A 21727-nucleotide genomic window follows, 5' to 3' on the forward strand; every position below is an offset into this window, starting at 1 on the left:
CGGGGGATGGGGTCTGGGGGTTAGGTTGACGCGGTCCGACGGCGGGTCTCCCGCCGGCGCCACCACCATCCTCATAGTCGACGACCACGCTCTCGTCCGCGAGGGGCTGCGCTGGGTGCTCGAGGTGCACGCCGACCTCGACGTGGTCGACGAGGCGGGCGACTCGGCGACCGCTGTCGCCAAGGCGGCGTCGGAGCGTCCCGACGTGGTGTTGCTCGACGTCGAGATTCCCGGCGACGACCCGGTGGTCACGGTGCGCCGCATCCGTGAGGTGTCGCCCGACAGCGCGGTGGTCATCCTCAGCATGTATGACAGCCCCGACCTGCTGCGCCGTCTGATCGCCGCCGGGGTGCGCGCCTATCTGCTGAAGAGCGTGGGTCGGGAGGAGCTGGTCGCCGCGATCCGCAAGGCGCGCGACGGCAGCGGTTCGGTGCTGCTCTCGGTCTCCGGCCAGAGCCTGGTGCAGGTGCAGAACGCGGAGTCCGCCATTCTGTCCCCCGTCGAGCTGGAGATCCTGCAACTCGCGGCCGAGGCGATGACCAATGCCCAGATCGCACGGCGACTCGACCTGACCGAGGCCACTGTGAAGAGCCACCTGCGTCGCATCTTCGCGAAGCTCGGCGCGGTCTCCCGCATCGACGCCGTCAACAAGGCGGTGGCAGCGTCACTGGTGACGCTGCCACACGACCGGTTGGTGCCACGCCCGCGTCGCCCGCCGTTCTAGCGACCGGCGACGTTCCTCAACAAGCGGCCTTGAGATCGGCGGCGCGGTCGGTGCGCTCCCAGGTCAGGTCCGGGAGTTCACGGCCGAAGTGGCCGTAGGCGGCCGTCTGCTGGTAGATCGGACGCAGGAGGTCCAGGTCGCGGATGATCGCCGCCGGGCGCAGGTCGAAGACCTCACCGATCGCCTTCTCGATCCGGTCGAGCGGCACCGTCTCCGTCCCGAACGTCTCCACGAACAGGCTCACCGGGTGGGCCTTGCCGATCGCGTAGGCCACCTGCGCCTCACACCGCTCGGCCAGGCCCGCGGCGACCACGTTCTTCGCCACCCACCGCATCGCGTACGCCGCCGAACGGTCGACCTTCGACGGGTCCTTGCCCGAGAACGCGCCACCACCGTGCCGGGCGTACCCGCCGTAGGTGTCGACGATGATCTTCCGTCCGGTCAGGCCGGCGTCGCCCATCGGACCACCGATCTCGAACCGGCCGGTCGGGTTGACCAACAGCCGGTAACCCTCGGTGTCGAGGTCGAGCGCCTCCAGCTCCGGCGTGATCACGTGGTCCCGGATGTCGGGGGCGAGCAGTTCGTCGAGGGAGATGTGGGCGGCGTGCTGCGTGGAGACCACGACGGTGTCGAGCCGGACCGGGCGGAGGCCGTCGTACTCGACGGTGACCTGGGTTTTGCCGTCCGGCCGAAGGTAGGGCACCGTGCCGTCCTTGCGGACGGCGGCCAGACGACGAGCCAGCCGGTGGGCCAACGCGATCGGCAGCGGCATCAGCTCCGGCGTCTCCGAGCAGGCGAAGCCGAACATCATGCCCTGGTCACCGGCACCCTGGGCGTCGAGCCCACCACCGGACGAACCGTCGCGCAGCTCGATCGCCGTGTCGACGCCCTGCGCGATGTCGGGCGACTGAGCGCCGATCGAGATGCTGACGCCGCAGGACGCGCCGTCGAAGCCCTTCTTCGACGAGTCGTACCCGATGCCCAGGACCGTTTCCCGCACGATGCGTGGGATGTCGGCGTAGGCCTGCGTGGTGACCTCGCCCGCGACGTGGACCTGGCCGGTGGTGATCAGGCTTTCGACGGCGACCCGGCTGTGCGGGTCCTGCGCCAGTAGCGCGTCGAGGATCCCATCGCTGATCTGATCGGCGATCTTGTCGGGATGACCTTCGGTGACCGACTCGGAGGTGAAGAGGCGGCGCGACATGTGTGACTCCTAACCCGAGGGGCGTGGGGGCCCGGCGAGTCTTCCCGCCCCTGGTGGAGGTTGCCTGGAGGAAGCATCGAGCGATCAAAGGGGTATCCGCCGTACAACTTTCGACACACATCGATCCTCGGAAGAACCCGCGATGTCGCTACCTGCGGTCGTTCCGACACGCCCCGCTCATCCATAGCTTGAGAGCGTCTCGACGAGTGCTATGGGGAATGGGGGACCACTGTGGTCAGGTACGAGATCCTCGGGTCGCTGGAAGTGATCCACGAGGGCCGGATCTGCACGCCGACGCCGCCGAAGGTGCGGACCGTGTTGGCGCTGCTGGTGATGCGGGCCAATCGGGTCGTCCTGGTCGACTCGATAATCCGGGAGCTGTGGGGTGACGATCCGGCGCGCAGCGCCGTCACCACTGTCCAGACCTACATCTACCACCTGCGCAAGCTCTTCGCGAAGGAGGGCATAGAGACCCCGGACCGGACCGTGCTGGAGAGCCGTGCCCGCGGTTACCTGCTGCGGGTGGAGCCGGGTCAGCTCGACGCCGAGGTGTTCGAGACGATGCTCGACCAGGGCCGCTCGCACATCGAGTCGGACCGGCCCGAGGAGGGCGCCGAGGTGCTGCGGCGGGCGCTGGCCATGTGGACGGGGCCGGTGGGCGCCAACGTGACGTTCGGGCCGGCGTTGGAGGCGCACGCGATCCACCTCCAGGAGCAGTGGATCCGCGCACTGGAGCTGCGCATCCAGGCCGACATCACGCTCGGCCGCCACCGCGAGTTGATCGGCGAGCTGCGCTATCTCGTGGGCACGTACCCGCTCAACGAGTGGTTCCACCGCCAGCTCATCGTGGCGCTCAGCCGCTCGGGACGCCGTGGCGAGGCGTTGCAGGCGTACCACCACCTGCGCCGGGTGCTCAGTGAGGAGTTGGGCCTGGACCCTTCGCCTGACCTCCAGCGGCTCCAGCGGGAGGTGTTGGCCGCCGGCGGGCCACTGCGCCCGGGGCTTGCCAGGGCCTCGTGACAGGCCCTCGACCGACGCTCCAGCGCCGTTCGACCGGCCGTCCCTAGCTTTCACACGGACATCGCGGCCAGGAGGTCTTCCATGACGAGCACATCCGACCGTCGGGTGGTCATCACCGGGATTGGCGTCATCGCCCCCGGTGGACTGGGCACCAAGGCGTTCTGGGAACTGTTGACCGCTGGCCGCACGGCCACCCGTAGCCTGTCGTTCTTCGACGCCACCCCCTTCCGGTCACGGGTGGCCGCGGAGGCCGACTTCGACCCGGTCGCCGAGGGCCTGTCGCCGCAGGAGGTCCGCCGGATGGACCGGGCGGCCCAGATGGCGGTGGTCTGCACCCGGGAGGCGCTGGCCGACAGCGGCTTCGAGGTCGCCGACCCGACCCGGGTCGGCGTGAGCGTCGGCACGGCGGTCGGGGCCACGATGAGCCTCGAAGAGGAGTACGTCGTGGTCAGCGACGGCGGCCGGAACTGGCTGACCGACCACCGGTACGCCACCCCGCACCTCTACGACTATCTGGTGCCGAGCTCGTTCGCCCGCGAGGTGGCGTGGTCGGTCGGGGCAGAGGGCCCGGCGACGGTGGTCTCCACCGGCTGCACGTCGGGCCTCGACTCGGTCGGCCACGCCCGGGAGCTGATCCGGGAGGGCTCGGCCGACGTGATGATCGCCGGCGCGACCGACGCCCCGATCTCGCCGATCACGGTGGCCTGCTTCGACGCGATCAAGGCGACCACGGCCCGCAACGACGATCCGACGCACGCCTCGCGGCCGTTCGACAACAGTCGCGACGGGTTCGTCCTCGGTGAGGGTTCGGCGATGTTCGTCCTCGAAGAGCTTGAGCACGCCCGCCGACGCGGCGCGCAGATCTACGCCGAACTGGTCGGGTTCGCCTCGCGCTCCAACGCGTTTCACATGACCGGTCTGCGGCCCGACGGGCGGGAGATGGCCGAGGCGATCCGGGTCGCGCTCGCCGACGCCCGGTTGCCCGGCGACGCCGTCGACTACATCAACGCGCACGGCTCGGGTACGAAGCAGAACGACAGGCACGAGACAGCGGCGTTCAAGCGGAGTCTCGGCGACCATGCGTACCGCACCCCGGTCAGCTCGATCAAGTCGATGATCGGTCACTCGCTCGGCGCCATCGGTTCGATCGAGATCGCGGCGTCGGCCCTGGCGATCAAGCACGGGGCGGTGCCGCCGACGGCCAACCTGCACGAACGCGACCCGGAGTGCGACCTCGACTACGTTCCGCTGACCGCCCGCGAGCAGCAGACCGACGTCGTGTTGAGCGTGGGTAGCGGGTTCGGCGGCTTCCAGAGCGCGATGCTCCTGGCGCGTGTGGCATGACCACTGTCGTCACCGGTGTCGGAGTGGCAGCGCCCAACGGGTTGGGCCGCGACGCCTTCTGGGCGGCCACCGTCGCCGGGGTGGGCGGCATCGGGCCGATCAGCCGTTTCGACAGCTCGGGTTACCCCGCCCAGTTGGCCGGCGAGGTTCCCGGATACGAGGCGGCCGATCACATTCCGAGCCGGCTGATGGCGCAGACCGACCACATGACCCGGCTGTCGTTGACGGCGGCGCAGTGGGCGCTGGCCGATGCGTCGGTCGACCCTTCGGCGCTGCCCGAGTTCGGCATGGGTGTCGTCACCGCCAGCGCGTCGGGCGGCTTCGAGTTCGGCCACCGTGAGCTGGAGAAACTCTGGAGCAAGGGCTCTGAGCACGTCAGCGCCTACCAGTCGTTCGCCTGGTTCTACGCTGTCAACACCGGCCAGATCTCGATCCGCCACGGGATGCGTGGGCCGACCGGCGTGCTCGTCACCGAGCAGGCGGGTGGGCTCGACGCGGTGGCGCAGGCCCGGCGCCAGGTGCGCAAGGGCGTGCAACTCGTGATGACCGGCGGTGTCGACGCGTCGCTCTGCCCGTGGGGCTGGACGGCCCAGCTCGCCAACGGCCTGCTCAGTACCGGGCGGGATCCGGCCACGGCGTTCCTGCCGTTCGACGCCAACGCGTCGGGTTACGTGCCGGGCGAGGGCGGGGCGATCCTCGTGTTGGAGGACAAACACGCCGCTGCCCGGCGCGGGGCCGCCGTCTACGGGGTGATCGCCGGATACGGCGCGACGTTCGACCCCCGGCCCGGCTCCGGCCGCCCGCCGGGTCTGCGTCGGGCGGCCGAGATGGCAGTGTCCGACGCCGGTCTCACACCGGCCGACATCGACGTCGTCTTCGCCGACGGCGCCGGTGTCGCGCAGCTCGACCGCGTCGAGGCCGAGGCGATCACAGCGGTCTTCGGCCCACGTGGGGTGCCGGTGACCGCACCCAAGACGATGACCGGCCGGCTCTACTCGGGCGGGGCGGCGCTCGACCTCGTCTCCGCGCTGCTGTCGATCCGGCACGGCGTCATCCCACCCACCACCAACATCCGCCAGCCGGCCGAGGGCCTGCACCTCGACCTGGTGCGTGACGTCGCGCGGGAGACACCGGTACGCGCGGCGCTCGTACTCGCCAGGGGCTACGGCGGGTTCAACGCGGCAATGGTCGTGACCGACGAAAGGAATGGACGATGACCGACGCCAGCCTCGCCGCCGTCGCGAACTTCGACGAGCAGCAGGCACTCGACCTGCGTGAACGGCAGATCGCGGTGCTGGGAAGCGCCAAACAGATCGCCAACGTGATCTACGTGGTGACCGAGCTCGGCATCGCCGACCTGCTCGTCGACGGACCAGTGCCGGTCGCCCGACTGGCGGCGGCGACCGAGTCGCACGAGGACGCGCTGCGGCGGATCCTGCGCGCGGCCTCAGCCGTCGGCATCTTCGACGAGCAGGAGGACGGGTCGTTCGCGCTCACCCCGCTCGGCGAGGGGCTGACGTCGGCCCGCATCGGCGGGCTGCGGCCGATGGTGCAGTTCAGCGGCGCCGACTTCAACCGCCTCCCGTACGCGGAGATCCTGCACAGCGTCCGTACCGGCGAGCCGGCCTTCAACAAGGTCTTCGGCATGGGCTTCTACGACTATCTCCAGGCCCACCCGGAGGCCAACCGGTTCTTCGAGGGTTTCATGGCCCACTGGAGCCGGCGGCTCGCCGACCGGTTCGCCGCGGAGTTGGCACCCGAGCGGTTCGGCCGAATCGCCGACATCGGCGGCAGCAACGGCTACTTCCTGGCCAAGATGCTCCAGCGTCACCCCGATGGCACCGGTGTCCTCTTCGACCTGCCCGAGGTGGTGGCCGACGCCGAGCCACTGCTCAAGGAGCACGGTGTCACCGAGCGGGTCGAGGTGCGGGGCGGCGACTTCTTCACCGACGAGCTGCCGGTCGGTGCCGACGCGTACATCCTGAAGTCGATCGTCCACAACTGGCCGGACGACACCTGTGTCACGTTGCTGCGTCGGATCCGGGCGGCGATCGGCGACGCCGACTCCCGGCTCATCGCGATCGACCAGATCGTGCCGCCGCGCAACCAGTGGGACCACGCCAAGATCATCGACATCGACATGCTGGTGCTCTTCGGCGGCAAGGAGCGCGACCTCACCGAATGGCAGGCGCTGTTCACCGCGTCCGGTTTCGAGCTGGTCAACACCCCCGCGTCCCGCGGCTGGGCCCTGCTCGAAGCGCGTCCGATCTAGGAAAGGAAGCCCGCAATGGCACACATCGGCATCGACCAGCCGGTCGTGACGATGGTCAACGTCTTCACCGTCGAGCCGGCCAACCAGCAGAAGCTCGTCGACATCCTGATCGAGGCGACCGACGCGGTGATGTCCAAGGTGGACGGGTTCGTGTCGGCGAACATCCACGCCAGCCTCGACGGGACCCGGGTCGTCAACTACGCGCAGTGGAAGAGCGAAGAGCACTTCACGGCGATGCTCAAGAACCCCGAGGTCCACCCCCACTTCGGCGAGGTACGCGCGATCGCCACGCCGGAACGCCACCTCTACAAAGTCGTCTACACGGAGGACGCTCATGTCTGACGGAAGCACCGACGTCCTGATCGTCGGCGGCGGCCCGGTCGGCTTGTCGACCGCGCTCTTCCTGGCCCGCAAGGGGATCCGGCCGATCCTTGTCGAACGTCGGCCCCGGCTGTCGACGATCCCCCGCGCCACCGGTCTGCACGCCCGCACTGTGGAGATCTTCCGCACCGTCGGCCTGGAGCCCGCGGTGCAGCAGGCCGGCATGAAGATCGTCGGACCGGGCGCCGAACTCGACCTGGTCCGCGCCGGCCGCGCCACGCCACTGGTCATGCTCGGCGCCCAGTCCCTGGCCGACCTCCACAAGTCGTTCGTGATGGAGGCGCACGACGTCGACTACGACAAGTTCACGCCGAGCTGGCCGATCTGGTGCGGCCAGGACCACTACGAGCCGCTGCTCTACGACGCCGCGGTCGAGGCGGGCGCGGAGATCCGCTTCCAGAACGAGCTGGTCGGGCTGACCCAGGACCAGGACGGCGTGACGGCGACCGTCAACGACAACGGCACGACACGCACGATCCGGGCGCGCTACGTCGTCGCCGCCGACGGTGTGAAGAGTCCCGTGCGCGAACTGCTCCAGGTCGGAAACCGCAGCAACGGCGTCGCCGGGAACTTCGTCAGCATCATCTTCCGCGCCAAGGTCGACCTGCCCGAGTCGGCACCCCGGTTCACGCTGATCTACCTGATGAACCAGCTGGCCCAGGGTCTGCTGCTCTTCATCGAGCCGGGACGGTGGATGTTCGGCGTCAACTACTACCCCGAGCGCGGGCAGTCGCCTGCCGACTTCACACCGGAACGCTGCGTCGAACTGGCCCGGATCGCTGCCGGCGACCCCGAGCTGGAGGTCGAGGTCGAGTCGGCCCAGCCCTGGGACGCGCGGCACATGGTCGCCGACGCGTACCAGTCGGGGAGGGTCTTCCTGGCCGGCGACGCCTGTCACGCCCACCCGCCGGCCGGAGGCTTCGGCGTCAACGCCGGCATCCAGGACGCGCACAACCTGGCCTGGAAGCTCGCCGACGTGCTTCAGGGGCGGGCCGACGAGAGCCTGCTCGACTCCTACGAAGCCGAGCGTCGTCCGGTCGGCGCCGCGACCGCCGACCAGGCGTGGATGCTCTTCCGCACCCGGGGTCAGCTCGCCGACGAGGACAAGGCCGCCTACCGCGACTTCGTCATCGTCACGATGGGCTACCGGTACACCTCCAACGCGATAGTCGGCGCGCCCGCCGACACCGAGCTGCTGCCCCGCGAGCTGACCTTCACCGGCCAACCCGGATCGCGTGCCCCGCACGGCTGGGTCGACCACGACGGCGCTCGGGTCTCCACGATCGATGTGCTGACCGAGGGCTGGACGTTGGCCACGGCTCCGGGCGACGACGCCTGGCTCGCCGCGGCCGAGGCGGTCTCGGCGGAGACCGGGCTTCCGATCAAGGCGCTGACCGCCGGACCCGACGGTGACCTCGCCGACGACGGTTCGTGGCTCGCGAGCTGCGGAGTCGGCCCCGGCGGGGCGCTGCTGGTACGCCCCGACGGCATTGTCGCCTGGCGCAGCGCCGGCCCGGTCGACGACCAGGCCCAGACCCTGACCGCTGCCCTGGCCACGATCCTGCGGGGAGCGTGAGCACATGTCCTACCGCGCCCTCATGGTCATGCGGATGGCCCCCGGCCACGCCGACGCGGTCGCCGAACTCTTCACCGAGCACGACAAGGGCGACATGCCCTACGTCGTCGGCATCTCGCGGCGCACGCTCTTCCGCTACCAGGACCTCTACATGCACCTGCTGGAGGCCGACACCGACGTCTTCGACAAGCTCCTCGCGGCCCGAGCCCGCGCGGACTTCCAGGAGGTCAACAGGCGCCTCTCGGCCTACCTGCAGCGCTACGCGCCGGACAGCATGACCGAGTTGCAGGACTCGAAGGCCACGCCCTTCTACACCTGGAGCCCCGAGACAGGGAGCATCACGTGACGCTGACCCGCCGCGACATCAACGACATGATGCAGGCATACAAGAAGACGAGCCTGCTGCGTACCGCTGTCGAGCTGGGCGTGTTCGACGCGCTCGCCGAGGGCCCGGCCACTGCCAGCGGGCTCGCCCCGAAGCTCGGCATCCACCCCCGGGGTGCGCGCATCCTGCTCGACGCGCTCACCGCGATCCGACTCACCGACCGCACCGGCGAGCACTTCTCGCTCACCCAGGCGGCCGCCGACCACCTGGTCAGCACCCGTCCCGACTACCTGGGCGGCATGGTCAAGGTGATGTCGAGCGACTGGGAGTGGGACGCGCTGCGCGACCTCAGCGCCGCCGTACGGGCCGGCGGCACCGTCCTCGACGTGCACGCCGAGACCCCGGAGTACACCTACTGGGAGGACTTCGCCGCGTACGCGACGAAGGTCGCCCAGCCAACCGCCGAGGTGATGGCCGAGGCGCTCGCGCCGTGGACGAAGGAGCGCGCCGAACTCGACATCCTCGACGTCGCCTGCGGCCACGGCGTCTACGGCTACACGCTCGCTCAGCACAACCCACAGGCGGCGGTGACCTCGCTGGACTGGCCCAACGTGCTCGCCGTGACGGAGAAGCACGCCGAACGGCTCGGCGTGCGCGACCGGGCGTCGTTCCTGCCGGGTGACATGTTCACCACCGATCTCGGCGGGCCCTACGACGTCGTGCTGCTCACCAACGTCACCCACCACTTCTCCGAGGAGCGGGTGCATGAGCTGGTGACCCGGCTCGGTTCCGTGGTCAAGCCGGGTGGACGGCTGGTCATCGTCGGGTTCACCACCGGCGACGAGTCGCCGGCACTGGACCCGGCTCCGTACCTCTTCTCGGTGTTGATGTTGGTCTGGACCTTCGAGGGCGAGTCGCACTCCGTCGCCGCCTACAACCGGGCCCTCGCCGCGGCGGGCTTCGGCCCGGCCACCGTCCACCCGACGGACCTGCCGTTCCGAGTGCTCGTCGCAGAGAAGGGATGATCATGCATCGGCAACCGATCGTGAAGGTCGCCGCCACCGACGTGCCCGGCATCAACCGGATCGGCGGCGAGGTGCGGATCCTGCTCAGCCCGAAGACCGTCGACGCGACGGAGGGCTTCATGGGCACGGTCCGCCTGGAGCCGGGCGAGTTCCTGGCGGAGCAGTACAACCCGTACTCGGACAAGTTCTGTTATCTGGTGCGCGGCGAGGTGGTGATCCGGGTCGACGGCGCGGAGGTCAAGCTCGCTGCCGACGAGGCTCTCATGGTCCGTCGCGGCCAGCGGCACCGCATCGTCAACGCCGGTGGCGAGACCGCGCTGATCGTGTTCCAGATCAGCCCGCTCGCACCGCGCCCCGAGCTGGGCCACGTCGACACCGAAGAGGTCCCGCACCCCGAGTCGCCGGTGCCGCAGGTCGGCGGCGTGCGCGACGGGTGGCAGCGACCGACGGGAGGAAACTCATGAGCCAGCTGACCCTCGACGACCTGCGTCGGATCCTGGAGACCAGTTCCGGTGTGGTCGAGCAGACCGACTGGGCCGATCCGGCGACGCTCGACGCGCCGTTCGACGACCTCGGCTACGACTCGCTCGCGCTGTTGGAGCTGGCGGCGCGGGTGCAGCAGGAGTACGAGGTGCGCATCCCCGACGACGCCGTGTCGATCATGAAGACGCCGCGGCTCGCTGTCGACTACGTCAACCAACGACTCGCGGATCGGTGACCCGATGGCCGGACACACTGACAACGCGGTCGTCATCAACGCACCGTTCGACCTCGTCTGGGACCTCACCAACGACATCCCCAACTGGCCCTCCCTGTTCAGCGAGTACGCCAGCACCGAAGTGCTCTCCACGTCCGCCGACGGGGCCGTCGTCTTCCGCCTGACCATGCACCCCGACCCGGCCGGCCGGGTCTGGAGCTGGGTCTCCGAGCGGGTGCCCGACCGCGGCGACCGGGTGGTACGGGCACGGCGGCTGGAGACGGGCGCCTTCAAGTACATGAACCTGTTCTGGGAATACACCGAGATCCCGGACGGCGGCGTGCGGATGCGGTGGGTACAGGACTTCGAGATGCGGCCGGGCGGGCACGCCGACGACGAGGGCATGACCGCCCACCTCAACCGGACCACACGTGAGCAGCAGGCACGCATCCGGGAGATCGTGGAGAAGGCCGCGGCCGAACGCGGGCAGTCATGACCGCCACCGTCAACACACCCGTCGGCAAGAGCTGGCTGATCTGCCCGGGCTGCCGGGCGCTGCTCTACCAGCGCCGGGTCGAGCGCAACCTCGGCGTCTGCCCGGAGTGCGACCACCACGACCAGGTCACCGCACACCAGCGGATCGAGCAGCTCTTCGACCTCGACTCGGTCGAGGAGCTGCCACCGGTCGGCGCCTTCGGTGATCCGCTCGGTTTCGTCGACACCAAGCCCTACCCGCAACGGATCGAGGCGGCCCGCCGGCGCACCGGGCTCGACGAGGCAGTGGTCTGCGTCCGGGGCACCGTCGAGGGCCAGCCCCTGATCGCGGCGGTCATGGACTTCCGGTTCCTCGGCGGCAGCCTCGGCTCGGGCGTCGGCGAACGGATCACCCGGGCTGCCGAGGTGGCGCTCGAAACCCGTACGCCGCTGCTGATCGTCAGCGCCTCGGGCGGGGCCCGGATGCAGGAGGGCGTGCTGTCGCTCATGCAGATGGCCAAGACGAGCGCGGCGCTCGGTGCCCTCGACGAGGCCGAGGTGTTGACGATCTCGCTGGTCAGCGACCCGACCTACGGTGGTGTTGCCGCATCGTTCGCGACGCTCTGCGACGTCATCCTCGCCGAGCCGGGTGCGCGTCTCGGCTTCGCCGGGCCGAGGGTCATCCAGCAGACGCTGCGTCAGCCGCTGCCGGCCGGCTTCCAGACCGCCGAGTACCTCTTCGCCCGCGGCATGCTCGACGACCTGGTGCCCCGGTCGAACCTGCGGCCGACCATCGGCCGGCTGCTGGCCTTCGCGGGGGCCGACCGGTCCGCGCCCAACCCGAACCCGGTACGTGCCACCACGCCCCCCGAGTCGGCCGACCCGTGGGCCGTCGTGGCGCTGTCCCGCGATCTCGGCCGACCATCCACACTCGACTACATCGGTCATTTCGTTGACGGTTTCGTGGAGCTGCACGGCGACCGGCTGGCGAGTGACTGCCCGGCGATCGTCGGCGGCGTCGGTCTGATCGACGGCCGGCCCACAGTGGTGATCGGCCACCAGAAGGGCCACACGGTCGCCGAGGTGGCCAGCCGCAACTTCGGCATGGCGACACCTGCCGGCTATCGCAAGGCGGCCCGGCTGATGCGCCTGGCCGAGAAGCTCGGCACGCCGATCGTGACGCTGATCGACACGCCCGGCGCCTACCACGGCGTCTCGGCGGAGGAGAACGGGCAGGCCCTCGCCATCGCCGACAGCATCCGGCTGATGGCCGGGCTGACGGTTCCGGTCGTCGCGATCGTGACCGGCGAGGGTGGCAGCGGAGGTGCGCTCGCCCTCGGCGTCGGCAACCGGGTGCTGATGCTCGCCAACGCGACGTACTCGGTGATCAGCCCGGAAGGCTGCGCCGCGATCCTCTGGAACGACTCCGGTCGGGCCGACGAGGCCGCCGCGCAGCTCAAACTCCAGGCCAGCGACCTGCTGGCGCTCGGCATCGTCGACGCTGTGGTTCCCGAACCACCCGGCGGGGCACCGGCCGATCCCGGGGCGACCGCGTCGGCCGTACACCGGGCGGTTGTCGACGCGTTCGCGGAGTTGGCCGGTCTCAACCGCGAGGAGGTGCGGGCCCATCGCCGGGCCCGCTTCCGACAGATCGGAGGTTTGACGAATGCCGGAGGGTAACGCCGACCCGCTGGATGCCGCGGTCCGCAGTCTCGCGCGGCTGATCGGGTCGACGCCAGGTCCGGTCCGCCGCGCCCGGCTGCAGCACGGCGACCTGGTGGTCGAGGTGGAGTGGCCGGATGGCGCACCGGGGGCGGCGGTGGTACCGGCCGCCCCGCCGGTGGAGACCGACGCCGGTCTGCACTACGTGTGCGCGCCGATGGTCGCGACGCTCTACCTCGCGCCGTCGCCCGGAGCTGACCCATTCGTCACTGAGGGCGACCAGGTCATTCCGGGCCAGCAGGTCGCGATCCTCGAAGCGATGAAGATGATGATCCCGGTCGAAGCCGACCGCGCGGGCGAGGTCGTGAAGGTGCTGGTGCCCAACGCGAGCCCGGTCGAGTACGGCGAACGGTTGATCGCCTTAGCTGTTTCGGAGGGCTGACCCAGTGTTCGAGTCGGTGCTGATCGCCAACCGGGGCGAAATCGCGGTCCGGATCGCCCGGACCTGCCGGGAGATGGGGCTGCGTACCGTGGCTGTCTACTCGACAGTGGACCGGGACTCGGCGGTGGTGCGGCTGGCCGACGAAGCCGTCCAGATCGGGCCGGGTCCCAGCCGGCGCAGCTATCTGAGCGCCCCGGCCATCATCGAGGCGGCCCGTCGCACGGGGGCCGACGCCATCCACCCGGGCTACGGATTCCTCTCCGAGGATCCGGACTTCGCCGAGATCTGCGAGGCCGACGGGATCACGTTCATCGGGCCGCCGCCCGCCGTGATGGCCGCGCTGGGCGACAAGGCCCGGACGCGGGGCATCATGGCGGGCCTCGGCCTGCCCGTACTCCCCGGCACGACCGACGCCGTCGAGTCGGCGGCCCACGCCCGCGCTGTCGCCGACGAGATCGGCTTCCCGCTGATCATCAAGGCGGTCGCCGGTGGCGGCGGTCGGGGCGTACGGGTGGTCCGCGATCCGGCGTCGTTCCTTGGCGAGTTCGCCGCCGCGCGGGCCGAGGCGCAGCTGCTCTTCGGCGACAACCGGGTCTACATCGAGCGCTACCTCGAGTCGGCCCGCCACGTCGAGGTGCAGGTGCTCACCGACCGCTACGGCAACGGCATCCACCTCGGCGAGCGCGACTGCTCGGTGCAGCGGCGTCACCAGAAGCTGATCGAGGAGTCACCCGCGCCGGGGCTGCCGCAACACATGGTCGACAGGATGACCGCCGCCGCGGTCACCGGCGCGCTCGGTGTCGGCTACGTGGGCGCTGGCACCTTCGAGTTCCTGGTCGGCGGTGGGGACGATTTCCACCTCATGGAGGTCAACTGCCGGCTCCAGGTCGAACACCCGGTCTCCGAGCTGGTGACCGGCGTCGATCTGGTGCGGCAACAGATCCTCGTCGCGGCCGGTGAACGGCTGGCGCTGACCCAGGCCGACGTGACGCCACGCGGCACCGCGATCGAGTGCCGCCTCAACGTCGAGGACCCGGCGCGCGGGTTCGTGCCGACGCCGGGTGAGCTGACCCGCTTCGACCTGCCCGCCGGCCCGTTCGTCAGGGTCGACACGCACGGGTACGCCGGCTATCGGGTCCCGGCGGACTACGACTCCCTGCTCGCGAAGGTGGTCGTCTGGGCGCCCGACCGCACCCAGGCCCTGGCCCGGATGGCCCGCGCCCTCGACGAGTGCGCCGTCGAAGGGCCAGGAGTGGCCACCACCCGCGACTTCCTCCGATCGACGCTCGACCACCCGCTGTTCCGCACCGCGAAACACGACACCTCGCTTGTCGACACCATGCTCACCGGCCTCCAGCCGGACACCACCGAAGCTCCAGGGCGCCACTAGCCGAAGGGTTCACACTGCTGCCGGTTCGCGGGTTTGCGGCCCGTGCGTCCACGCGGGCGCCTGCGGACGGAAGGTGGCCGACATGGCAATTGACAACGCTTCTCGAGGTGTCAGCCGACGGCGATTATTGGCCGGAGTCGGCGCGGGGGCGCTCGTGGCCGGCACCGGGGGAGTCCTGCTCGACGCGACGCCGGCGGCGGCCGCGTTCTCCAACCGGTTCGGTCGGATGTTCCCGTCGCTGCCGGCGTTCGGTTCCGCGACGACCCAGATGCGCAACGCGCTGATCGACCTGTCGCGCGTCGGCGGCCCGATGGACGCCCGCGACCCGTTGAGCGTCGGTGCCGAGGCGCTCGCCGACCTGCAGCAGCACAGCATCAACAACCCCGACAACTTCTCCATCCCGCAGGGCATGACGTACTTCGGGCAATTCGTCGACCACGACCTGGCCTTCGAGACGACGGCGCCGCTGGGTACGCCGGTCGACCCGACCACGGTGCCGAACCCCCGGACGCCGGCCCTCGACCTCGACTCGCTCTACGGTGGCGGGCCGACCGGAAACCCGGAGCTGTACAACTCGGCCGATCCCGCCAAACTCAAGATCGAGTCGGGCGGGCGCTTCGAAGACCTGCCGCGCAACTCCAGTGGCAAGGCGATCGTCTTCGACTCCCGCAACGACGAGAACCTGCCGATCGCGCAGATCACTGCCGCGTTCATCCTCTTCCACAACCGGGTGGTCGACCTGGTGCGCGCCCAGGGCACACCGGCGGCACAGGTCTTCGGCGCCGCCCGGCAACTCGTCACCTGGCACTACCAGTGGATCGTGCTCAACGAGTTCCTTCCGCTGATCGCCGGCCCGGGCACTGTCTTCACAGTGCTCAACGGCGGTCGCCGCTTCTACAAGCCGGAGTCGAACGCGACGTTCATCCCCGTCGAGTTCACCGCTGCGGCGTTCCGGTTCGGCCACAGCCAGCCACGACCGGCCTACCTGGTCAACCGCACCGGCGACGGCGGCGACGAGTTCTACGCCATGCTCTTCGACCCGGCGCTGAGCGGTGCCGACCCGGCCGACCTGCGCGGCGGGAAGCGGGCCGCCCGCCGCTACCTCGACTACCAGTTCTGGTTCCAGTTCTTCGACGGCCAGGTGCGCTGGAGCAAGTGGATCGACGTACGCAACTCGACACCGCTGTTCGGCTTCCCACTGCCACCGCCGCCGTCCGGCTCCCCGTCGGCCAACCTGCTCGGACGCGACCTGCTCCGGCAGCTCACCTTCGGCATCCCGTCGGGCCAGCGGATCGCCGCGACCATCGGCGCGCCCGCGCTCGGCAGCTTCAACTTCCCGGAGCTCAGCGGGTACGGCCTCGGCCTGGACTCCAACACCCCGCTCTTCTACTACATCCTCAAGGAGGCGCAGCTCCAGGCCGGCGGAGGCTCGTTGGGCGCCGTCGGTGGGCGAATCGTGGCCGAGGTGCTCATCGGTATCGCCCAGCTCGACCCGGCGAGCTACCTGAAGGTGCAGCCCAACTGGCGTCCGACCCTGCCCGCCCGCTTCTCCGGCCAGTTCACGATGGCCGACCTGCTCACGTACGCCCGGGTCGACCCGGCCAGCCGCAACTCCTGACGGCGCTTGCTCCGCACCCGGGCCCGGGGTGGCCCGGTGTGCGGAGCATGAGCCCGGTTGAACGGGACTCCAACGGTCCTCGACGCGGGTGGGGGAGGGTGCGGGCATGACTGGCGACTTCAGCGATTTCAAGGTGGCGGATCTGTCGTTGGCGGCCTTCGGGCGTAAGGAGATCGAGCTGGCCGAGCACGAGATGCCGGGTCTGATGTCGATCCGGAGGGAGAACGCCTCGCGCCAGCCGTTGAAGGGTGCGCGGATCACCGGCTCACTGCACATGACGATCCAGACGGCCGTGTTGATCGAGACGTTGGTGGCGCTCGGCGCGCAGGTCCGTTGGGCGTCCTGCAACATCTTCTCCACCCAGGACCACGCCGCGGCGGCGATCGCCGTCGGCCCGACCGGCACCCCGGAGGCCCCGGCGGGCGTCCCGGTCTACGCCTGGAAGGGCGAGTCCCTCGACGAGTACTGGTGGTGCACCCAGCAGGTGCTGCTCTGGCCGGACGGGCAGGGCCCGAACATGATCCTCGACGATGGTGGTGACGCCACGCTGCTGGTGCACAAGGGCGCCGAGTTCGAGGCGATCGGCGCCGTCCCGTCGCCGGAGAGCGCCGACTCGGAGGAGTACGAGGTCATCCTCGGTGTGTTGACCCGGTCGCTGCGGGAGGACAACCGCCGCTGGACGCGGATCGCTGCCGGGATCAAGGGGGTGACCGAGGAGACCACCACCGGCGTGCACAGGCTGTACGAGATGCAGCAGGCGGGGAACCTGCTGTTCCCGGCGATCAACGTGAACGACTCCGTGACCAAGAGCAAGTTCGACAACAAGTACGGCTGCCGGCACTCGTTGATCGACGGGATCAACCGGGCTACCGATGTGCTGATCGGCGGGAAGGTCGCGGTGGTGTTCGGCTACGGCGACGTCGGGAAGGGCTGCGCCGAGAGTCTGCGTGGTCAGGGTGCGCGGGTCATCGTGACCGAGGTGGATCCGATCTGCGCCCTCCAGGCGGCGATGGACGGCTACCAGGTCGCGACCATCGACGACGTTGTCGAGACCGCCGACATCTTCGTGACCGCCACCGGCTGCTTCAGCGTGATCACCAACGAGCACATGGCGCGGATGAAGCACCAGGCGATAGTGGGAAACATTGGCCACTTCGACAACGAGATCGACATGGCCGGTCTCGCGAAACGCGGGGATGTCGAGCGGATCACCGTGAAGCCGCAGGTGGATGAGTGGCGGTTCGCGGACGGCCACTCGATCATCGTGCTGTCCGAGGGACGGCTGTTGAACCTGGGCAACGCCACTGGGCACCCGAGCTTCGTGATGTCGAACAGCTTCGCCAACCAGACGATCGCGCAGATCGAGCTGTTCACCAGCACCGACCAGTACCCGATCGGTGTGCACACCCTCCCCAAGCACCTGGACGAGAAGGTGGCCCGACTCCACCTCTCCGCGTTGGGTGTCCGCCTCAGCGAACTGACAAAGGAACAAGCCAGCTACCTCGGCGTCCCGGTCGAAGGGCCCTACAAGCCCGACCACTACCGCTACTGAGAGGGCCCGTCCGCATGATCGCCGTATCCGGCTCGATCGCGACCGACCATCTGATGCGTTTTCCGGGGCGGTTCGCCGAACAGCTCATCGCCGGCAGCCTCGACACCGTCTCGCTCTCGTTCCTCGTCGACGACCTGGTCGTCCGGCGCGGTGGGGTCGCGGCCAACATCGCCTTCGGGCTCGCTCAACTGGGGCACCGGCCGGTGCTGCTCGGCGCGGTCGGCGCTGACTTCGGCGACTACCGCAGCTGGCTGGAGCGGCACGGGGTCGACTGCTCGGAGGTGCAGATCAGCTCCAGCGCACACACCGCCCGGTTCATCTGCACCACCGACACCGACCTCTGCCAGATCGCGTCGTTCTATCCCGGCGCGATGGGCGAGCCCGACCGCATCAGCCTCGACGGTGTCGCCGCACGGGCCGGCAGGCTCGGGCTCGTCATCGTCGCCGCGGAGAACCCGGACACGATGCTCGCCCGCGCCGCCGCCTGCCGCCGACTGGGCCTGCCCTTCGCCGCCGACCCGTCACAGCAACTGGCCCGGATGCCGTCGGCCGACATCGAGGCGATGATCAGCGGCGCTCGCTACCTGTTGACCAACGAGTACGAGGCGGCGCTGCTGGAGTCGAAGACCGGGCTGAGCGAAGACGACATCCTGCGCCGCGTGGGCGTGCGGGTCGTGACCCTGGGCGCCAACGGGGTACGCGTCACCGGGCAGGAGGGTGACTTCCTGGTTCCGGCGGCGCGGGTGGGCCGCATCGTCGACCCGACCGGCGTCGGCGACGGCTTCCGGGCCGGCTTCTTCGCCGCACTCGCCGCCGACCTGCCCATCGAGCGCGCGGCGCAGGTGGGCTGCGTACTGGGGGCGCACGTGCTGGAGGTCGAGGGCCCGCAGGAATACACGGTCGACGCCGACGCTTTCGAGCGCCGCATCGTCGACTCCTACGGCGCGGACGTAGCTGTCGACGTCCGGGCGCTGGGGCTGGCTCGGGTCTGATCGGGGCAGCCCGGGGGCGAGCCGGCCCCGTCCCCGGGCGGTCTTCAGACGATGCACGACGATCAGCGGGGCTCGATCTTGACACAGTGACACCGGATGACTACCCTACGGGCCGATCTGCACAACGGGGGTGTCATCGTGGCGGTGCCGATCGACTTCATGGTGCTCGGGCCCCTTGAGGTTAGCGCTGGCGACCGACGCGTTGAGCTGGGCGGCGAGCGGCAGAGAAGGCTGCTGGCCGGTCTGCTTCTCCGGCACGGTCAGCTGGTGTCCGCCGCTGACCTGACCGCCATCGCCTGGAACGGGGACCCGCCCGCGACGGCTCGCAACCAGATCCACAGCGGAATTTGGCGGCTGCGTCGCACCCTTGACCGCTACGGTGCGGCGCACCTGCTGGGTGGTGAGCGCGCCAACTACCGGCTTCGCGTCGACGCGGGTCAGCTGGATCTCGCCCGATTCAAGGACGCCGTGTCCGAGGGGCGACGCCTCGTAGCGCTCGATGACAAGCGCAAGGCAGCCGTCGTGCTGCGTCAGGCGGTGTCGATGTGGCGGGGTCCCGCGCTCGCGGATCTGAACGGGATCGTGTTGGAGCGCGAGGCGGCCGTGTTGGAGGAGATGCGCATAGCGGTCCTCGAAGAGTGTCTGGAGTGCGAGCTGACCTTCGGCGGCGGGGCCGCCGTGGTCGCCGAACTGACTGATCTGGTGGCGAAACATCCGCTGCGCGAGCGGCTCGCGGCCATGCTGATGACCGGCCTCTACCAGTCTGGGCGGCAGGCCGAGGCGATCGAGGCGTACCAGCGCGTCGCTTCCACGCTCGCCGACGAACTGGGCGTCGACCCGGGCGACGAGCTGCGTAGGAGGTACGAGGCGATTCTTCGGCAAGACCGAGCCCTCGACCCGTCGGCGCGTCCCGAGGGCGTCACCCTTGCCTCCGGCGCCGGTGCGACACCTGTTCGCCCTGCTCAACTACCTGTGCAAGGGGCTCTGTTCGTCGGCCGTTCAGCCAGTCTGGCCGAGTTGGATGCGGCTCTGGCGACCAATCCCACCGACCAGCCGCAGCCCACGGTCCTGTCCATAGTGGGCCATGCCGGCGTCGGCAAGACCGCGCTGGCCGTCCGTTGGGCACATCGGGTCCGCGACCGTTTCCCGGACGGGCAGCTCTTTGTGAACCTGGACGGGTTCGGCCCGGACGGAACGGCGGCCCTCAAGCCCACCGACGTCCTACGAGACTTCCTGGAGGCGTTGCACGTTCCGCCGGACCGGATACCTCCCGGGATCAACGCCCAGGTGGGTCTCTACCGCAGTGTCCTGGCCGACCGGCGGGTGCTGGTCGTGCTGGACAACGCCCGCGACGCGGCACAGGTGCGCCCGCTGCTCCCGGGCAACCCTTCCTGCCTGGTCGTGGTCACCAGCCGAAACCGGCTCACCGGACTCGTCGTGAACGAAGGGGCTCAACCCGTTCCGCTCGGCATGCTGACCGCGGTGGAAGCGCACGAGTTGCTCACCCGTCGACTCGGCGTCGCCCGAGTCGTGCAGGACGCGGGAGCCGTCGACCAGATCATCCGCAGGTGCGCAGGTCTACCCCTGGCGCTGGCCATCGTCGCAGCGCGTGCGGCCACCGACGCCCAACTCCCGATCGAGGTCCTCGCCAGTCGCCTCGGGAGCGGTGGGGATCTGGACGTCCTTGCCGGAGACGATCCGCAGTCCGACCTCCGGACCGTGCTCTCCGGTTCCTACCGCGCTCTCAGCCCCGAACACGCCCGACTGTTTCGCCTGCTCGGCCTGCATCACGGCCTGGAGATGGCCGTCTCGACCTGCGCCAGCCTGGCCGGTCTGCCGCTGGACCAGACCAGCCGACTGCTGGCCGACCTGGTAGCGGTCCACATGGTCGAGCGGCGTTCGGCCGACCGGTACGCGCTCCACGATCTCCTGCGCGTATACGCGCGCGAACTCGTCGGTGTTCACGAGACCGAGCGCGATCAGCGCGCCGCGCGGCAGCGGATGCTCGACCACTACCTGCACACCGCCCATGTCGCCGATCGCCTGATCTACCCGCACCGGCGTGACTCGATCGACCTCGCGGCGCCGCAGCCCGGCGTGACCACTGAGGTCCTCACCGACAGCGACGCGGCGTTCGCCTGGTACACGCACGAACGGCGGGCACTCGTCACGGCCGTCGACATGGCAGCGTCGAACGGGTTCGACTCGCACGCCTGGCAACTCGGCTGGACACTGACCACCTTCCTCAACCGATGCGGGTGGTGGCACGAATGGGCTGCGGTCGAGGCCACCGGCCTCGTCGCTGCGCAGCGGCTGAGGGATCGCAGGGCCGAGGCCCGGTGTCATCGTGGCCTCGCCAACGCCCACACCCGGCTGGGGCACTACGAACGTGCCCGCCAGCACCACGGTTCTGCCTTGAGGCTGTACGTCGAGATCAGGGACCGGACCGGACAGGCGCAGGTCCACAGCAATCTGTCCTGGTTGGCCGAGCGCCAGGGAAGCTACCGTGACGCGCTGGCGCACGCCGAACAGATGCTGCGCCTCCATCAGCATGCTGGTCCCGAATCTGGCGAGGCAAGCGCACTCAACGCGGTCGGGTGGTATCACAGCCTGCTGGGGGACCACGCCCGCGCTCTTGACTACTGCGGACGCGCCGTTGCTCTCATGCAGCGCTTGGGTGACCTCCACGGTGAGGCGTACGTGTGGGACAGCCTTGCGCATGTCCACCACCAACGAGGCGACCACGCGCAGGCGCTCTCCTGTGGGCGGCGCGCGGTCAACCTGGCTGCGGAGGTCGGCGAGACCACTCTCCAGGCGAGCGCGTTGGCCCGCCTCGGTGACACCTACGAGGCCGCGGGTGACCTGGCCGCCGCGTGGAAGGTGTGGCACCAGGCCTTGGATGTCTACAACGGGCGCGACGAGGTGCAGGCGGCAGCCATTCGGGAAAAGCTGAAGGTCAGCATCTACGGCTCCTGACTCCCGCCAGTTGTGACACCCGGACACGGGCCCCCAAACACGGACATCCAATC

20 protein-coding genes are annotated in these 21727 nt (G+C 69.6%); 19 read left to right on the forward strand and 1 reads right to left on the reverse strand.

Going from position 1 to position 21727, the window contains the following annotated elements:
- Window positions 1–25 precede the first annotated feature (25 nt).
- Window positions 26–724 (forward strand): response regulator transcription factor, encoded by a 699-nt coding sequence (locus AB0B98_RS20520; RefSeq protein WP_181539555.1) that lies wholly within the window; start codon window positions 26–28, stop codon window positions 722–724.
- Between the two features lie 16 nt (window positions 725–740).
- On the opposite strand, the gene metK is transcribed toward AB0B98_RS20520, so the two are convergent.
- A complete protein-coding gene (gene metK / locus AB0B98_RS20525; RefSeq protein WP_091394940.1) occupies window positions 741–1928 on the reverse strand; it encodes a methionine adenosyltransferase in 1188 nt (395 codons plus the stop codon).
- Between the two features lie 231 nt (window positions 1929–2159).
- Here metK and AB0B98_RS20530 point away from each other — a divergent pair, with 231 nt between their 5' ends.
- The 18 genes from AB0B98_RS20530 to AB0B98_RS20615 all read left to right on the forward strand — a co-directional run bounded on the left by AB0B98_RS20530 (window position 2160) and on the right by AB0B98_RS20615 (window position 21674).
- Window positions 2160–2948 carry an AfsR/SARP family transcriptional regulator gene (locus tag AB0B98_RS20530; RefSeq protein ID WP_091397314.1) on the forward strand — a complete coding sequence of 263 codons (789 nt, stop codon included), beginning with the start codon at window positions 2160–2162 and terminating at the stop codon, window positions 2946–2948.
- 81 nt (window positions 2949–3029) lie between these two features.
- Window positions 3030–4292, forward strand: coding sequence for a beta-ketoacyl-[acyl-carrier-protein] synthase family protein (locus tag AB0B98_RS20535; protein WP_238671250.1), 1263 nt, complete (start codon window positions 3030–3032; stop codon window positions 4290–4292).
- Entirely contained in the window at window positions 4289–5509 is a 1221-nt protein-coding gene (locus AB0B98_RS20540) for a ketosynthase chain-length factor (protein WP_357364543.1), read from the forward strand. The genes AB0B98_RS20535 and AB0B98_RS20540 overlap by 4 nt, the downstream gene beginning before the upstream one ends.
- On the forward strand, window positions 5506–6564 hold the full coding sequence (locus AB0B98_RS20545; RefSeq protein ID WP_357364545.1) for a methyltransferase: 1059 nt from the start codon (window positions 5506–5508) through the stop codon (window positions 6562–6564). The genes AB0B98_RS20540 and AB0B98_RS20545 overlap by 4 nt, the downstream gene beginning before the upstream one ends.
- Window positions 6565–6579: 15 nt before the next feature.
- Window positions 6580–6906: an antibiotic biosynthesis monooxygenase family protein gene (locus AB0B98_RS20550; protein ID WP_130406888.1), complete on the forward strand. Its 327-nt coding sequence runs from the start codon at window positions 6580–6582 to the stop codon at window positions 6904–6906.
- Window positions 6899–8521, forward strand: a complete 1623-nt coding sequence (locus AB0B98_RS20555) for an FAD-dependent oxidoreductase (RefSeq protein ID WP_357364548.1) — start codon at window positions 6899–6901, stop codon at window positions 8519–8521. Before AB0B98_RS20550 ends, AB0B98_RS20555 begins: the two co-directional genes overlap by 8 nt.
- Before the next feature lie 4 nt (window positions 8522–8525).
- Window positions 8526–8867, forward strand: a complete 342-nt coding sequence (locus AB0B98_RS20560) for a TcmI family type II polyketide cyclase (RefSeq protein WP_238671245.1) — start codon at window positions 8526–8528, stop codon at window positions 8865–8867.
- Window positions 8864–9871: a methyltransferase gene (locus tag AB0B98_RS20565; RefSeq protein ID WP_357364549.1), complete on the forward strand. Its 1008-nt coding sequence runs from the start codon at window positions 8864–8866 to the stop codon at window positions 9869–9871. The genes AB0B98_RS20560 and AB0B98_RS20565 overlap by 4 nt, the downstream gene beginning before the upstream one ends.
- Window positions 9871–10335 carry a cupin domain-containing protein gene (locus tag AB0B98_RS20570; protein ID WP_208646634.1) on the forward strand — a complete coding sequence of 155 codons (465 nt, stop codon included), beginning with the start codon at window positions 9871–9873 and terminating at the stop codon, window positions 10333–10335. Before AB0B98_RS20565 ends, AB0B98_RS20570 begins: the two co-directional genes overlap by 1 nt.
- Window positions 10332–10589, forward strand: coding sequence for a phosphopantetheine-binding protein (locus AB0B98_RS20575; RefSeq protein ID WP_091394916.1), 258 nt, complete (start codon window positions 10332–10334; stop codon window positions 10587–10589). Before AB0B98_RS20570 ends, AB0B98_RS20575 begins: the two co-directional genes overlap by 4 nt.
- Window positions 10590–10593: 4 nt before the next feature.
- Window positions 10594–11064: an SRPBCC family protein gene (locus tag AB0B98_RS20580; protein WP_238671243.1), complete on the forward strand. Its 471-nt coding sequence runs from the start codon at window positions 10594–10596 to the stop codon at window positions 11062–11064.
- Window positions 11061–12722, forward strand: a complete 1662-nt coding sequence (locus AB0B98_RS20585; RefSeq protein ID WP_357364551.1) for an acetyl-CoA carboxylase carboxyltransferase subunit alpha — start codon at window positions 11061–11063, stop codon at window positions 12720–12722. The genes AB0B98_RS20580 and AB0B98_RS20585 overlap by 4 nt, the downstream gene beginning before the upstream one ends.
- A complete protein-coding gene (locus tag AB0B98_RS20590; RefSeq protein ID WP_238671241.1) occupies window positions 12709–13146 on the forward strand; it encodes a biotin/lipoyl-containing protein in 438 nt (145 codons plus the stop codon). The genes AB0B98_RS20585 and AB0B98_RS20590 overlap by 14 nt, the downstream gene beginning before the upstream one ends.
- 4 nt (window positions 13147–13150) lie before the next feature.
- Window positions 13151–14536, forward strand: a complete 1386-nt coding sequence (locus AB0B98_RS20595; protein ID WP_238671240.1) for an acetyl-CoA carboxylase biotin carboxylase subunit — start codon at window positions 13151–13153, stop codon at window positions 14534–14536.
- A 154-nt stretch (window positions 14537–14690) separates the two neighbouring features.
- Window positions 14691–16154, forward strand: a complete 1464-nt coding sequence (locus AB0B98_RS20600; RefSeq protein WP_357364553.1) for a peroxidase family protein — start codon at window positions 14691–14693, stop codon at window positions 16152–16154.
- A 106-nt stretch (window positions 16155–16260) separates the two neighbouring features.
- Window positions 16261–17706 (forward strand): adenosylhomocysteinase, encoded by a 1446-nt coding sequence (ahcY, locus tag AB0B98_RS20605; protein WP_357364555.1) that lies wholly within the window; start codon window positions 16261–16263, stop codon window positions 17704–17706.
- Between the two features lie 14 nt (window positions 17707–17720).
- On the forward strand, window positions 17721–18698 hold the full coding sequence (locus AB0B98_RS20610) for a carbohydrate kinase family protein (protein ID WP_357364557.1): 978 nt from the start codon (window positions 17721–17723) through the stop codon (window positions 18696–18698).
- Window positions 18699–18794: 96 nt separating this feature from the next.
- Window positions 18795–21674: a BTAD domain-containing putative transcriptional regulator gene (locus AB0B98_RS20615; protein ID WP_357364559.1), complete on the forward strand. Its 2880-nt coding sequence runs from the start codon at window positions 18795–18797 to the stop codon at window positions 21672–21674.
- The last annotated feature ends 53 nt before the right edge of the window (window positions 21675–21727 follow it).

The organism is Micromonospora sp. NPDC048947, from assembly GCF_040649495.1.
Taxonomy (GTDB): domain Bacteria; phylum Actinomycetota; class Actinomycetes; order Mycobacteriales; family Micromonosporaceae; genus Micromonospora; species Micromonospora alfalfae.